The sequence below is a fragment of the Haloactinospora alba genome (assembly GCF_006717075.1).
Taxonomy (GTDB): Bacteria; Actinomycetota; Actinomycetes; order Streptosporangiales; family Streptosporangiaceae; genus Haloactinospora; species Haloactinospora alba.
The window spans coordinates 1-13,518 of record NZ_VFQC01000001.1 but is presented as its reverse complement, the minus strand read 5'-3'; the positions used below and the strand labels follow the sequence as shown (position 1 = coordinate 13,518).

Sequence of the window (13,518 nt, the reverse complement as noted above, 5' to 3'; positions counted from 1 at the left end):
AGCGGGGTCCATCCCCGCGTGCGCGGGGAGCATCGAGTGGCGCCACAACCACCTGGTAGCGGTCACGGGTCCATCCCCGCGTGCGCGGGGAGCATCTGAACTCTCGTTATCATTTCCCGGATTCCCGTGGTCCATCCCCGCGTGCGCGGGGAGCATCTCGCTGCTGAGGGCGACGAGGACGAGGACGCCGGGTCCATCCCCGCGTGCGCGGGGAGCATACGGCCATCGCCACACCGCGGAACTGCGCAGCGGGTCCATCCCCGCGTGCGCGGGGAGCATGGACAGCGGGGCAGTCTCTGGCCTGACCTCCGGGGTCCATCCCCGCGTGCGCGGGGAGCATGCGGGCCGTGCTCGCTCTGGCGACCATGCGCAGGGTCCATCCCCGCGTGCGCGGGGAGCATCACCGGCAGCGTGTCGGGGCATGGCATTCGGAGGGTCCATCCCCGCGTGCGCGGGGAGCATCATGTGCGACCCGCACCAACGCATCAAATCTTGGGTCCATCCCCGCGTGCGCGGGGAGCATATCATAGGCGGGATTCTCGGAGCCCTTCCGGTGGGTCCATCCCCGCGTGCGCGGGGAGCATTCCCCGCCTCGTGGCGGTCAGCGTTCTCCGCCGGGTCCATCCCCGCGTGCGCGGGGAGCATGGACGCCCTCTCGCTGTGTTCGCTGTGTTGTGAGGGTCCATCCCCGCGTGCGCGGGGAGCATTCCGGAGTTTCTACGTACTGCTCTTCCATCAGGGGTCCATCCCCGCGTGCGCGGGGAGCATAAGCGGACGGTATAAATCTGCGGATGTCGCGCGGGTCCATCCCCGCGTGCGCGGGGAGCATGTCGGGGCGGCGTGCAGCGTGGGCGCGGCCGCGGGTCCATCCCCGCGTGCGCGGGGAGCATCGTTGTTGGAACACACCGATGATGTGACCGGCGGGTCCATCCCCGCGTGCGCGGGGAGCATCCTCTCTGACCTGGTCTTCTAGGTCGCGCGCATGCCCGTGTGTGCAACTTCTGGATATTTGGACATAGCACGCACACCCCTCAAAAACGGACCACTGCCAGGCGGCGTGGCCTCCATCACCACGACGAAGCCAGGAGACCACATCCGTCCTTGCGACGCACGCCCTGCCGGACACGATCACACGCGATCCCGTTGGGGCACCGAGGCCGAGAACGCGACCAGACTCCCGCCCGTATGTGCACCCGCTGCCAGCGCAGCTCACAGGTGACCTCGCCCGGCCCCATCCCCACATGCGTGGGGCGCACCCTTTTTCACCTGCGACAATGCGTGGCGTTATTCTTTTGTGATTCCACATGGCCGGTATGCCGGCAAATGCGGTCAGGATCTGACCATACCGTTCCACCGCTGTGCGCACGCCCCTATGGGAACACGGAAATCCGGCCGCCCCCGGACGCACGATGAAGAGGAAGGACACCCGCGGGCAGAGTGGGACGCCCGGGTACTGGGAGATAGTGGCAGCACCCGGGCAACGGGAGGTGTGCGCCCGGTCGAGAAAAGGCGCGCGGTCAGAGTGGGGTCTACTCGCGGAGTTCGACCGGGATCCAGTCGGTCAGGGTGCGCGGGTTGGCGTGCCGCACCGGCCCACCCTTGGCAGCCCCACGGGCCACCGGCATTGCAGGAACGACAGGTCTCCACTGGAGAGCCGCTCCACCGTGTCCGGGTGGACGGTGACCGTGGGGGCGTCGCCGACCCTGTCGCGGGGTGCGATCCGCAGCATCCCGTCAGCCTGCTGTGTGACGACATCCCACGGGGTGGTGCCATCTTCCTCGTGGGGGAACCGCACCCACATGCCGGGCCCCCACCCGGGCTCTACTCCTCGCACGGGCCACCACCACCCCCAGCGCTGTGCTGGTGGGGAACCGTCTCCGCGTCCTCGTCGCCGAGCCAGGCAACCACGCGTGCGTGCAGTTCCCGGAGGATGTCGCGGATCTGGCCGGGCCACAGGGCGTCGTCGTCCATAGCCTGGGAGAGCTGCTCCAGTAGGTCACGCAGCTCTTGGCGTTCCTGCGGGGTGAGATTCACGTGTCACCACCCCTCCCGTTCTGGTGACGGGTGGCGGCCATAAGGTCCTGAACCTGGCCGGGCGCGAACCGCCGGTGCCCGCCCGGAGTAACCACCACCGGGGCCAGGCGGCCCTCACGCACCCAGGCGTTGACGGTCGAGGTGGTGACACCGAACACCTCAGCCACATCACCCGGACGCAGCAACGGAGAAGACCAACTCCCGGGGATACTCACCGGACCACCCCCGCACGGTTCTCCTCGCGTTGGGACTTCCACGCGCGCACCAGCGGGGACAGTTCCGCGCGGAGGTCGTCCAACCCGTCGCCGTATGCCGGTGGGGCGGAAGGGCCCGGCGCGGGGACGGCGGTACCACAGGCGGGGCAGTACCCCTCTTCCTCTCGCGCCTGGCGCAGGCGCTCGAGCTCGGTCACGTAGGGCCGCACCAGACTGTACTCCTCGGGATCGAGCAGTTCGGGTTCGGGAAGCGGGTGGGTCAGTGGCTCCGGGAGTACTTCCGACGCTCTCGGCGGCGGCACGGCGAATCGGCGTGCTGATTCCCGACGGCGGGCCGCCAGCGGCACCGCGACGCACGGTTCCAGGCGTTCCTGGCGGTCCCGGTAGCTCCGCGCGGGCGGAAACAAGGCGACAGCCAGCATCAGGAGCAGCGTCCACAGGGACGCGAGAGTGCGAATAAACTGGGGCATGTCATCGACTCCATTCCAGTCGGTGGCCACACCTCCGGAGAGCGTCCACTCTCGCGGAGGCTTCTTGTAACGCCCCGGGCGCGGTCGGTAGCCAGCCATTACCGCGCCCGGGGTTTCTTGTGTCCCAAGCACTGTCACGTAGGGGGTGGGGTACGTGACAGTGAGTCTGTCATTCGAAAAACTCGCTGTGCAATACTTCACTGCGAATCTTCGCAATGATGGGTTCGATTGCTACCGGGGCATTGCAATGTGATGTACTTGGTGCTCTCATTGCGAAGGAACGCACTGCCCCAAACCGAGCGTGGAGGCCCTATGGGCAATACGGCGACAGGCACGACCGGCTCGACAGTGCCCAAGCGCCAGCTCGGCCGCCACCTCCGAAAGCTGCGCAACCAAGCGGGGTTTACGGTCAAACTGGCTGCGCATGAGATGGAGTTCTCGGAAGCGAAAGTTTGGCGTATCGAGAGCGGGCAGGTTGCACTGCGTTCCCTCGACGTCGAGGCGATGTGCAGGCTCTACGGCGCTCCCGACGACCTCACCGACGCACTGAAGGCACTCGCCAAGGAGACCAAAGCGCGTGGATGGTGGCACAGCTTCGGGGATGTGATCCCTGAGGGGTTCGACGTGTACATCGGGTTGGAGGAAGCAGCCTCGGACTTCCGCTGGTACGAGCCGGAGCTTGTTCCGGGGCTGTTGCAAACCGAGGCCTACACGCGGGCTCTTATCACGGAATCAAGGCCAAATTCCGCAGCCGAGGAAATCGACCGCCTCGTTCACGTCCAAACCTCTCGAAAGGCCCTGGTCACACGTACCATCGAGCCGCCGATGTTGCGGGTGGTGATTAACGAGGCAGTACTGAAACGCCCGGTCGGCGGCCCGGATGTCATGGCTGCCCAGCTCCAGCACCTCGCTGAGTTGAGTCAGCGGCCTAACATCGACTTGAGGGTGGTCCCTTTTGCCGCCGGGATGCACCCCGGGGTCAGATCCGGCGCGTTCATCATGCTGGGCTTTCCGGTCAATGGCACGGGCGAACCTTCGGAGCCCACCACGGTGTATCTGAACCATCTCGCAGGTGAGCTCTACCTTGACAAGGATCGCGAGGTGGACCGGTACGACGCAGTGTTTGCCAACCTATGGGCTGTGTCGCTAGACGAGACCATCTCAGAACAGATGTTGACCACGGCAGCTAAGGAGATCGCGAAATGAGCGCTCACGCTCCCACCACGACATGGCACAAGTCCAGCTACAGCAACGGCGAACGCGCGTGCGTCGAGGTCGCTGAGGGTCCGGTGACCGCTGTCCGCGACACCCAAAACCGCCAGGCTGGCCACCTGTCGTTCTCCGCCACCGAGTGGAAGGCGTTCCTCGACGAGGTGCGCGCCGACCGCCTGTAACACAACAAGAAGACCCCCGGCGATGCGATGCCGGGGGTCTTCTGTACTCAATTCCCAGCGTCATTCTACCCCATCCCAGGAACAGTGCCACCCAACTCCATCTCCGGATAGACAGCGTTCCTCGACGAGGTCCGTGCCGACCGGCTGTAACCCTGGCCCCGTGGCGCCCCCTGCCACGGGACGGTTCGTTTCATAGGCCCGGCACCGTGTGGCACCGGGCCTTGCTTGCTCAGGAGGGCTGCTTACCGGTGCCGCCGCACAGCTGACACGGCTCCCACACCACCTTGCCGTCATACGACCGCTGCACTTGCTTCTTCCCGCCACACCCGGAGCAGTTCACTTCCTTCTCATGCTTACCCATCAGCCGTGATCCTCCAATGGCACTATCCGGTTGTCCGGCCCGTCCAGCCACACCCGCTGATCGCCAGGGGTGATGGTCACCCCGAACCGGGTGCAGTCCGGAACCCCCTCGACGTCCCACCGTTCGTGCATCCGGTTGACCTCGGCGGGGTCGAGGCGTTGCTCGTGCAGCGGCATGAAGTGCGCCGACCCCGCGAACCGGCCCTGGGCGGTGCCGTCCTCACCAACCGTGAGCACAGCCAATGGGCCATCCGGGTGGAACGTCGGCGCCCACGGAACGACCACCACCCCGCCGGGTCGGGTCTGGGCCACCCACGCATACGGCACCGTGTGCACGGCGGCGGTGGCCACCACCCGGTCATACGGGGCTCCCTCGGGCCAGCCGGCCGCGCCATCACCGGTGACCACCCGCACCGTGTACCCGGCCGTATCCAGCGCGGTCCGGGCGTGCTCAGCCAGGACGGGATCACTCTCGACGCTGGCGACCAGGCCATCCCCGACGATGTGGGCCAGCAGGGCGGCGAAGTAGCCGGTTCCGGTGCCGATCTCCAGCACCCGCATGCCCGGCTCCAGCTCCAACGTGTCGATCATGCGGGCCATGATCGACCGGCCGCTGCTGGAAGAGGTCGCCATCACCCCCCGCCCTGTGGTGGGGTCACGCAGGTGTTCGGGTAGGCGCGGGTCGTATTCGGTGGCGGTGACCACGGGCTGGTCGGAATGGACGTGGGAGCGCCACGTGTCGGGGTCGTCGTCGCGGTACAGCGGGACCAACCACCCGGTCTCCTCGCTGCGCACGTAGATCGTTGTGGGGATGAACGGTTCGCGGTCGACGGTGGCGACCGTTTTCTCGCCGGGGGTCATTCCGGTCTCCTTGGCCCGGGGGCGGGGACGCTACACCACGACGGTAGCCCGGCGGTCGCGCAGTGTCAGGGGAACGGCCGGATCCGGCCTCACTCGCACAGCTCCAGGCCAGTGTCGACCAGATCACCGATGGAAACTTTCAGGTCGGGGATGGTTGCCCTCGTCGGCACCCGCGTCCTCCAGCTCGGCAATGGTGTCCTCATCGTCGGCCCACACCGGGTCGATGTCGTCGTAGCCTGCCTCGGTCGCGGCGCCGTTGACGGCGTAGTCCTTGTTATCCGGGTCGACGAAGACGACGGCCTCATCGGCTTCGCACCGCAGGGATCCCTCGTCCACGGTCAGCGGCCACGTGAGGTCTCGCTCCTTGAACATGGCCTCGCTGACGTAGCCGTTCTCCAGCCACTCCGGGGGGTCGTCCTCCTGATCGTTCTCGTCGGCGTCCTTATCGCCGGAATCCTGGCCCTCCTCATCCTGCTGCTCTTGGTCCTGGTCGGCCTGGCTGGGGCTGCTGTCGCCGTCGCCGACGACTGTCTGGATGAGGACCGCGAACACTGCGGCGATGAGGAGGGCGCCGGCGCATCCACCGCAGCCGATGCCGAGCTTGGCGCCGGTGGACATGCCGGCCTTCGGCGGTTGCGGAGGTGGGGCGGGGGTGTCATGGGGGCTCCCGTGGCGTAGGCGTACAGACGCGGCGGAGCGGGCGCCACGTGGAGGCTGCGGCACCCCGAAACGAACCGTGCGGGTGCTCGTGGTGAGGCCGCGAGAACGCGGCGAACAGCGCGTTCCTGGCGACTGTTTTCAGAGCGCAGCATCCACAGCACACGGAATCGTGCCACCACGAGGATTCAGCGGGAGAACACCGCATCCTCCACCGCGCCAGGACTCCTCGGGTAAAGAAAACGTGTCACACGGTGATGAGGGGAAATCAACTGCCACGATCGCACCGCGGGGAGCATTTTCCCAGCGTGTTCCGCCGGCCCGGCACCGCCGCACGTACGGAATCCCGGAAATAGCACCCGCACCTCCAGCACCGGGAGGAAAATTCCCTACTAGGATTCCGCGTATGTCCGCAACCGCCGCGGTTCAGGAGTACCAATGCCGGAATCCCTGTGGGTGGAACTGGCCAGTGCGCTTCCCACCCTGCTCTGGGTCGTTTTCGCCTCCGTCGTGTTCCTCTCGTTACGCCGGCCGCTGCTCAACAGGATCGTTCCCCACATTGCGGAGATCAAGGGCCCCGGGCTGGAGATAACCCTGAAGGACGCGGAACAGCTCATCGAGAAAGCGGACGAGGACACTACCGGCGGGGAGTCTCATTCCGCAGAGCCCGACACCGTGAAGCAGCGGCGTTCGGCCGTGAACCGACTGGAACACGCCGCCGTTTACCTCAGGAGCGGCAGGATACTGTGGGTTGACGACATACCGAGCAACAACAGCGCACTGACCAGGTTGTTCACCGAGATGGACATGCGGGTGGACCAGGCCACCACAACGGGGGAGGCGTTGGAGCTCCTCTACCGATATTCCTACGACCTGGTGATCAGCGACATAGAACGGCACGGTGATCCTGGTGCCGGCATCGACATGGTGCGCGAATTCCATCGCGCTGGAATTCGGGTTCCGGTTATCTATCATGCCGCGAAGTTCGATCCCCGTTTGGGCGTGGATCCCATGGTTTTCGCCGGAACCAACTCTCCCAGCCACGTACTCAACTACGTGATCGACATAATGGAGCGACGGCGGCTCGGCGACGCCATGCTGCCGTTCCACAACCGGTGACGAGCAGGGTGGTTCCCGAGTACACGAAACGCGGACTCGGTCACGTCACCCGGATTTTCCGCCGAGCCCTCCCCTACCCGGCGAGCGCGGCCACGCAGAACACCACCAGGCAGCCGCCGCCGGCCTGAAGAATGCGCTGCTACCGGCCCCGGGGAGCCTCTCCACCCCGGAACCGCGAGCCTGGGCCACCTGTCGTTCCCCATGTTCCGCACGGGGGTGCATCTCCTCGTCCCCAGGGCTGGGGCAACTAAGCGAGAGCCGTTCACGTTCCGCCGGTCCGTTGGAGTGGCGACCCGGCTCGCATGGCCAGGTCCCGGTAGGGCAGGGACACTGGTGGCAGCTCCGACAGCTCCAGCTCGGTCTCCGTCCTTGTCAACTTCGTTACCGCTGTTCCGGTGTCAGCGCTGAGGATCTCCACCTCGGCGAACGTGCCGACCTCGACCACCTCGTCGACCGTCACCACCAGGTCGTTCTCTCGGGGGTGGTGATACGTCGTGCGTGTCTTGGCCACCTGGACCAGGTGAACCATACCCAGGGCGGCGAGGAGCTGTTGCGCCTGCTGCGCCTGGCCGTGCGCCAGCTCCGTGTTCACCTCGGTCTTGGAGATCACCTCCTCGGCCGAGTGTGTCGCCGCGTTGGAGGGGGGTTTGTAGGTGAGTTCGGCGAAGTCGTCCCGCTGGCGCAGCCGGAGGCACTCCACGGTGGCCATGAAGTCGACGTCGGGACGCGAGTAGTAATCGTCGGTCTCCGCTACCGGAGTCGAAGGGATCCATCCGTGCTCTACCAGCCGGGTGAGCACTGTATCGGCTCTGCTCCCCAGGTCACGCTTGCGCTCCACCTCGACCGCGTTCATGTGTTCCCTCAGATCCTGTCGCTGATCACCGAATGCACACGAGCGATGTTCTTCTTGCCGCACACTCGCCGTAAGGCTCCCATGCTCTCGGTAAGACCGACAGTGTCGGCCAGGTCACGTACCTCGCACCCATACGTGGCCCTCGGTCGGGTCCAGTAACGGGTCGGCCGGTGAGCGAAGAACGTCCCGGTCCTTGGGATCCGACCGGTTACGAGTAATGGTAACGGGCCTGCAGGAGCACGACGTCATCCCCGGCGACGAGATAGACGATCCGGTGCTCCTCGCTGATGCGCCGGGACCAACTGCCAGCGAAGGCATGGCGCAGTGGCTCGGGCTTTCCTATCCTTCAAACGGGTCCCGGAGAATGTCGTCGATGAGCCGGTTGACACGCTTCAGAGTCGCCCGGTCCGTGGCCAGCCAGTATTTGTAGTCTTCCCAACCGTGGGAGGTGAAGACAAGCCTCATCGTGACAGCGGGTGTTCTTCGTACTCGCCACGACGGGCCTGAGCGAGGCTCTCCAACAGCCGTTGGGCGTTCGCGGGAGAACGCAGCAGGTGCGCGGTCTCCTCCAACGCTTCGTAGTCCTCGCAGGAGACCAGCACCGCATCGCCCCGTCGGGAGTTGATCTCCACGGAGGTGCGGTCGTTGTTGACCTGCTCGATCAGGGGAACAGGTTCTTTCGGGCCTCGGATGCTGTGATCGCCATGGCTACCTCCAACTCGTACAAGGTATGGCACCACTTGGGGCTGCTGGTCTCTACAGGACCGAACGCGCGGTGTCCGAGACGCGAGGCACTCCCCGTTACAGCAGCAACCACCCCCTACCCGGCGAGCGCGGCCACGACGCCCACGACCACGACGAGGGCGGCGGCCACGCAGAACACCACCAGGCAGCCGCCGCCGGCCTGAAGGATGCGCTGCTGCTGGCTCAGGGAACCTTGGCTTTCGGCCCCCTCGGGAGACAGGCCGGACACCTCCCGGATGTCGGCGTCCTGCGCGACACTGATGGTGAGTACGGCCTCCTTCCCTCCGTCGGGGTCCGGCCACGCGGTGAGTACCGGTTCGTCCGCGGTTCCGTCGTCGACGAGCCACCCCGACACCGTGACCCGAACCCCTTCCGGCACCGCCCACTCGGTGAAGTCGACGCGCGCGACACCGATCAGGCCCCGCACGTAGTCGGCGACCTCCGGGAAGCGGGCGTTGACCCGGTTGGTGACCGGGGTGCGCCGGTCGGCGAACGCCCGGGGGTGCTCCTCGGAATAGCGGGTGACACGCACCCGCTCGTGTGTCGTCGCGGTGTCCGGCGCGACCCGGATGCTGCGCTGGCCGTCGGTGAGGTGGAAGGGCGCGCGCGACACCTCCACCACGGGCAGGTGGATGGTTCTGCTGTACCAGGCGCTGCGCGGGTGCACCCGCAGCGCCCACCACACGCACTCGTCCCCCACCAGCGGCGCCCGTTCGGGTTCCGCGCCGCCGCGCAGGGTGGTTCCGGTTACCGAACACAGCCGGGGCTGGCGAGGCTGCGGGTCGTTCCCGTGGAGTTCCAGGGTTTCGCCGACCTCACGCGGGGTGCGGTTCCGGAGTTCCTCCCGCGCCGTCGCCACCCGCCGGCCGCGCTGCAACGCGGCGATCCCGTGTACCAGTACGGACGGCAGCTGCAGCAGGTTCATCCTGTTTCTCCACTGACGGGATCCGGGTGGTCTCCTCCGGCGGGGAACAAACGGCGAGGGTTTCCGCGGTCAGGCCCGCAACCCGTTGAACGCCATCGCGGCGAGCGCGTCGGCGAGCTCGTCGGCCTCCAGGCCGCGGCCCGGGCGGTACCACTCGACGATCGAGTTCACCGTTCCGAACATCAGCCTGCTGGCCAGCGCCGGGTCGATGTCGGGTCGGATGTCCCCCTCCTCGGCACCGTGGCGGACCAGCTCGCTGACGATGTGGTCGAACTCGCGGCGCCGCTCCAGGGCGCGGCGTTCCACCTCGGTGTTGCCGCGCACCCGCAGCAGCAGCGTCACGTGTTCCAGTTCGGCGACCAGTACCCGCACACTGCCCCGCAACACGTGGTCCAACCGGTCGATCGCCGACCCGCTGGTGGCGGCGGGTTCGCGGGTGACAGCGAACAGGGCGTCCAGTGCCCGGTCCAGGGACCGGCGCAGCAGCTCCTCCTTGGCGGAGACGTGGTGGTAGATGGCGGACTTGGTGACGCCGAGGGCGCGCGCCAGGTCACCCATGCTGGTGCCGTCGTAGCCCTGTTCGTTGAACAGCCGCACGGCGACGCGCAGCACGGACTCCGCGTCGTACCCCGGACGGCCGGTACGGCGCGGGGAGGGTTTGTCGGCAGCGCCGGGTGGAGGAGGCATGGTACGGGAATCTACCGCCCCTGCCGGGCCGGCGTCGCCCGCCCCGCCCGGGCGGGGCGGGCAGCGGTGCCGCACGCCACACCGTCACCCGGGGCGCTCGTCGCGGACGCGGGAGGTCTTGCCGGAGGAGCGCGGCAGCGTCCCGGGCGGCACCACCTCCACAGCGGCGCTCACTCCGAGCCGTTCCTTGACCGCGCTGGCCAGCTGCTCCTCTGCGGCCGCGGCCGCCTCGCCCGCCTGCGGCCGGTGCTCCACCCGCACCGTGAGCTCGTCCAGCCGGTCCGGGCGGCGCAGCACCAGCTGGAAGTGCGGCGCGAGCGCGCCGAGGCGCAGCACCTGCTCCTCCACCTGGGAGGGGACGAGGTTCACACCGCGCAGGATGATCGTGTCGTCGCTGCGGCCGGTCACCTTGGCCATGCGGCGGAACGCCGGCCGGGCCGTACCCGGCAGGAGGCGGGACAGGTCGCGGGTGCGGTAGCGCACCACCGGCATGGCCTCCTTCGTGAGGGTGGTGAACACGAGCTCGCCCGCGCCGCCGTCGGGCACGGGCCGCCCGCTGTCCGGGTCCACGATCTCCGGCAGGAAGTGGTCCTCGAACACGTGCGGCGCGTCCTTGGTCTCCACGTACTCGTTGGCCACGCCGGACCCCATCACCTCGGACAGGCCGTAGATGTCCACGGCATGCAGGTCGAACGTGTCCTCGATCTCCCGGCGCATGTCCTCGGTCCACGGTTCGGCGCCCAGGATGGCCGTGCGCAGCGAGGTGGCCCGCGGGTCCGTGCCCCGGGCGCGCAGCTCGTCGGCGATGGTGAGCAGGTAGGAGGGGGTGACCATGATCGTGTCCGGTCGGAAGTCGGCGATCAGGTCGGCCTGCCGGGCGGTGTTGCCGCCGGAGACGGGGATGACGGTGCAGCCCAGCCGCTCGGCGCCGTAGTGGGCGCCGAGCCCGCCGGTGAACAGGCCGTACCCGTAGGCGACGTGCACCTTCTCCCCCGGTTTCCCGCCCGAGGCGCGGATGGCGCGGGCCACCAGCTCGGACCAGGTCGCTACGTCGGCGCGGGTGTAGCCCGCCACGGAGGCTCCGCCGGTGGTGCCGCTGGAGGCGTGCACCCGGACCACCCGGTCCATGGGGACGGCGAACGCGTCGAACGGGTAGGCGTCGCGCAGGTCCTGCTTGGTGGTGAACGGGAAGCGGGTCAGGTCGGTGAGGTCACGCAGGTCGTCGGGGGTGACACCGGCGTCGTCGCACTTGCGCCGGTAGAAGGGCTGGTTCTCGTAGGCGTGGCGCAGCGTCCACCGGAGGTGGCGCAGCTGGTGGGTCTCCAGCTCGTCGCGGGAGGCGCGTTCCATCGGGTCCAGCGGTCCGGGGTCGGGTGCGGCGCCGATGCCGTGCGGCCGGGCGGGGCGGGAGTCGCGGGAAGGGGTGTGGTGGGCCATCGTGAGTGTCCTTTCGCCTCCGGCCCAGGGACCTTGCGTACTGAACGAACGGTCGGTTAGTAATACCGCATAGCGAAGCATTCCCCGCAGGCGTCCTGTCAATAGGCGCACAGCCTCCAGGTTGGGAGAACGGATCGTGGCCACAGCCAGCACGACCCCCGCGGCACTCGCCGAACAGCACCGCACCACCCTCGACGCCGCAGTAGCCGCCATCCACGGGCGGCACTTCTACACCCCCTACCCCGAGTCGCCCAGCCCCAAGGTGTACGGCCAGGAGGCCGCGCCGACCGGGCAGGCCGCCTTCGAGGGCTACCTCGGCGCGGACTTCCCGCTGGACCAGCCCGGAACCAGCGACCGGATCGCCACCGAGCGCTCCCCCTACGGAATCAAGCTGGACGTGCGCTACCCCCGCACCGACACCGAGAGTCTGCTGGCCGCCGCCCGCGACGCCCTGCCGTCCTGGCGCGACGCGGGCCCCGACGGGCGGGCCGGGGTGTGCCTGGAGATCCTGCGGCGGCTGAACGAGCGCAGCTTCGAGATGGCCCACGCGGTGCAGCACACCAGCGGGCAGGCGTTCGTCATGGCGTTCCAGGCCGGCGGCACGCACGCCCAGGACCGCGGCCTGGAGGCCGTCGCCTACGGCTACGACATGATCACCTCCTACGCCGGAACCGTGCGGTGGGAGAAACCGCAGCGCAAGGGTGACCCGCTGGTGATGGACAAGCGGTTCCGCGCGGTGGGACGCGGCACCGCCCTGCTCATCGGGTGCAACACCTTCCCCACGTGGAACGCCTACCCCGGGCTGTTCGCCAGCCTGGTCACCGGAAACCCGGTCATCGTGAAACCGCACCCGGGCGCGGTGCTGCCGCTGGCGATCACGGTCGCCATCGCGCGGGAAGTGCTGGCCGAGGCGGGCCTCGACCCGAACACGGTGCTGCTGGCCACCGAGCACCCCGAGGAGAAGCGCGCGGCCGACCTCGCCCTGCGCCCCGAGGTGCGGATCGTGGACTTCACCGGTTCCACCGCCTTCGGCGACTGGTTGGAGGCCAACGCCCGGCAGGCGTTCGTGAACACCGAGAAGGCCGGGGTGAACGCGGTCGTCGTGGACTCCACCGACGCCTACCGGGGCATGCTGGACAACCTCGCGTTCTCGCTGTCGCTGTTCAGCGGGCAGATGTGCACCACCCCGCAGAACATCTTCGTGCCGCGCCGCGGCGTCGATACCGACGAGGGGCACAAGACCCCCGGGGAGGTCAGCTCCGACCTGGCCGAGGCCGTGTCCCGACTGCTGGAGGACCCCGCGACCGCCACCGGCGTACTCGGCGCGATCGCCAACGAGGACATCCTGCACCGCCTGGAACACGCCGAGAAACTGGGCGAGGCGGCGCTGCGGCCGCACAGTGTCACCCACCCGGAGTTCGCCGACGCGCGGGTGCGCACCCCCGCCATCGTGAACGTGGGACGCCGAACAGCGCGAGACCTACGCCAGGGAGCGCTTCGGCCCGGTGTCGTTCGTGATCACCACCGACGACACCCCGGACTCGCTGCGGCTGATGCGCGAGACCATCACCGCGGGCGGGGCGCTCACCGCGAGCGTGTACTCCACCACCGAGCGGGTACTGGAGGCAGCCGAGCAGACCGCGATGGCGGCCGGGGTGAACCTGTCCGCGAACCTCACCGGGCAGGTGTTCGTGAACCAGTCGGCGGCGTTCAGCGACTACCACGGCACCGGCGCCAACCCGGTGGCAACCGCCTCACTCAC

The 13,518-nt window shown here is 68.0% G+C and carries 16 protein-coding genes, 1 pseudogene and 1 CRISPR repeat array (1 of these 18 only partly in view); of the genes and pseudogenes, 4 read left to right on the top strand and 13 right to left on the bottom strand.

The window, feature by feature from the left end:
• A CRISPR array of direct repeats spans nucleotides 1-951; the repeat unit is 29 nt; unit sequence GGGTCCATCCCCGCGTGCGCGGGGAGCAT (it extends 423 nt beyond the left edge of the window).
• A 610-nt stretch (nucleotides 952-1,561) separates the two neighbouring features.
• From FHX37_RS00080 to FHX37_RS00065, 4 genes are read right to left on the bottom strand one after another with little or no spacing between them, the layout of a single operon-like run.
• Complete coding sequence (locus FHX37_RS00080; RefSeq protein ID WP_141921436.1) at nucleotides 1,562-1,834, bottom strand: hypothetical protein; 273 nt, start codon at nucleotides 1,832-1,834, stop codon at nucleotides 1,562-1,564.
• A complete protein-coding gene (locus FHX37_RS00075) occupies nucleotides 1,822-2,034 on the bottom strand; it encodes a hypothetical protein (RefSeq protein WP_141921435.1) in 213 nt (70 codons plus the stop codon). Before FHX37_RS00075 ends, FHX37_RS00080 begins: the two co-directional genes overlap by 13 nt.
• Nucleotides 2,031-2,249 carry a MerR family transcriptional regulator gene (locus FHX37_RS00070; RefSeq protein ID WP_141921434.1) on the bottom strand — a complete coding sequence of 73 codons (219 nt, stop codon included), beginning with the start codon at nucleotides 2,247-2,249 and terminating at the stop codon, nucleotides 2,031-2,033. Before FHX37_RS00070 ends, FHX37_RS00075 begins: the two co-directional genes overlap by 4 nt.
• A complete protein-coding gene (locus FHX37_RS00065; RefSeq protein WP_141921433.1) occupies nucleotides 2,246-2,719 on the bottom strand; it encodes a hypothetical protein in 474 nt (157 codons plus the stop codon). The genes FHX37_RS00070 and FHX37_RS00065 overlap by 4 nt, the downstream gene beginning before the upstream one ends.
• A 312-nt stretch (nucleotides 2,720-3,031) precedes the next feature.
• On the opposite strand from FHX37_RS00065, the gene FHX37_RS00060 reads away from it, so the two are divergent.
• Nucleotides 3,032-3,925: a helix-turn-helix domain-containing protein gene (locus FHX37_RS00060; RefSeq protein ID WP_141921432.1), complete on the top strand. Its 894-nt coding sequence runs from the start codon at nucleotides 3,032-3,034 to the stop codon at nucleotides 3,923-3,925.
• Nucleotides 3,922-4,113: a DUF397 domain-containing protein gene (locus FHX37_RS00055; protein ID WP_141921431.1), complete on the top strand. Its 192-nt coding sequence runs from the start codon at nucleotides 3,922-3,924 to the stop codon at nucleotides 4,111-4,113. Before FHX37_RS00060 ends, FHX37_RS00055 begins: the two co-directional genes overlap by 4 nt.
• A gap of 229 nt (nucleotides 4,114-4,342) precedes the next feature.
• On the opposite strand, the gene FHX37_RS23790 is transcribed toward FHX37_RS00055, so the two are convergent.
• The 3 genes from FHX37_RS23790 to FHX37_RS00045 all read right to left on the bottom strand — a co-directional run bounded on the left by FHX37_RS23790 (nucleotide 4,343) and on the right by FHX37_RS00045 (nucleotide 5,952).
• Entirely contained in the window at nucleotides 4,343-4,474 is a 132-nt protein-coding gene (locus FHX37_RS23790; protein WP_281288255.1) for a hypothetical protein, read from the bottom strand.
• On the bottom strand, nucleotides 4,474-5,334 hold the full coding sequence (locus FHX37_RS00050; protein WP_141921430.1) for an rRNA adenine N-6-methyltransferase family protein: 861 nt from the start codon (nucleotides 5,332-5,334) through the stop codon (nucleotides 4,474-4,476). The genes FHX37_RS23790 and FHX37_RS00050 overlap by 1 nt, the downstream gene beginning before the upstream one ends.
• Nucleotides 5,335-5,457: 123 nt before the next feature.
• Nucleotides 5,458-5,952: a DUF2511 domain-containing protein gene (locus FHX37_RS00045; protein ID WP_141924921.1), complete on the bottom strand. Its 495-nt coding sequence runs from the start codon at nucleotides 5,950-5,952 to the stop codon at nucleotides 5,458-5,460.
• A 477-nt stretch (nucleotides 5,953-6,429) separates the two neighbouring features.
• On the opposite strand from FHX37_RS00045, the gene FHX37_RS00040 reads away from it, so the two are divergent.
• Complete coding sequence (locus FHX37_RS00040) at nucleotides 6,430-7,110, top strand: response regulator (RefSeq protein ID WP_141921429.1); 681 nt, start codon at nucleotides 6,430-6,432, stop codon at nucleotides 7,108-7,110.
• Nucleotides 7,111-7,372: 262 nt separating this feature from the next.
• On the opposite strand, the gene FHX37_RS00035 is transcribed toward FHX37_RS00040, so the two are convergent.
• From FHX37_RS00035 to FHX37_RS00010, 6 genes and pseudogenes are all read right to left on the bottom strand, one after another.
• Entirely contained in the window at nucleotides 7,373-7,963 is a 591-nt protein-coding gene (locus FHX37_RS00035; protein WP_141921428.1) for a CYTH domain-containing protein, read from the bottom strand.
• A gap of 208 nt (nucleotides 7,964-8,171) precedes the next feature.
• Nucleotides 8,172-8,428: pseudogene (locus tag FHX37_RS00030) on the bottom strand (Txe/YoeB family addiction module toxin).
• The gene (locus FHX37_RS00025; protein WP_281288254.1) at nucleotides 8,425-8,595 is read right to left on the bottom strand and encodes a type II toxin-antitoxin system Phd/YefM family antitoxin; all 171 of its coding nucleotides are present in this window, start codon (nucleotides 8,593-8,595) and stop codon (nucleotides 8,425-8,427) included. The pseudogene FHX37_RS00030 and the gene FHX37_RS00025 overlap by 4 nt, the downstream one beginning before the upstream one ends.
• A gap of 188 nt (nucleotides 8,596-8,783) precedes the next feature.
• The gene (locus tag FHX37_RS00020) at nucleotides 8,784-9,632 is read right to left on the bottom strand and encodes a hypothetical protein (protein ID WP_141921427.1); all 849 of its coding nucleotides are present in this window, start codon (nucleotides 9,630-9,632) and stop codon (nucleotides 8,784-8,786) included.
• 69 nt (nucleotides 9,633-9,701) lie between these two features.
• Complete coding sequence (locus FHX37_RS00015; RefSeq protein ID WP_141921426.1) at nucleotides 9,702-10,319, bottom strand: TetR/AcrR family transcriptional regulator; 618 nt, start codon at nucleotides 10,317-10,319, stop codon at nucleotides 9,702-9,704.
• An 84-nt stretch (nucleotides 10,320-10,403) separates the two neighbouring features.
• Nucleotides 10,404-11,756 carry an AMP-binding protein gene (locus tag FHX37_RS00010; RefSeq protein WP_141921425.1) on the bottom strand — a complete coding sequence of 451 codons (1,353 nt, stop codon included), beginning with the start codon at nucleotides 11,754-11,756 and terminating at the stop codon, nucleotides 10,404-10,406.
• A gap of 136 nt (nucleotides 11,757-11,892) precedes the next feature.
• On the opposite strand from FHX37_RS00010, the gene paaN reads away from it, so the two are divergent.
• The coding region (gene paaN, locus FHX37_RS00005; RefSeq protein WP_342777586.1) for a phenylacetic acid degradation protein PaaN at nucleotides 11,893-13,518 on the top strand (1,626 nt) is incomplete at its 3' end.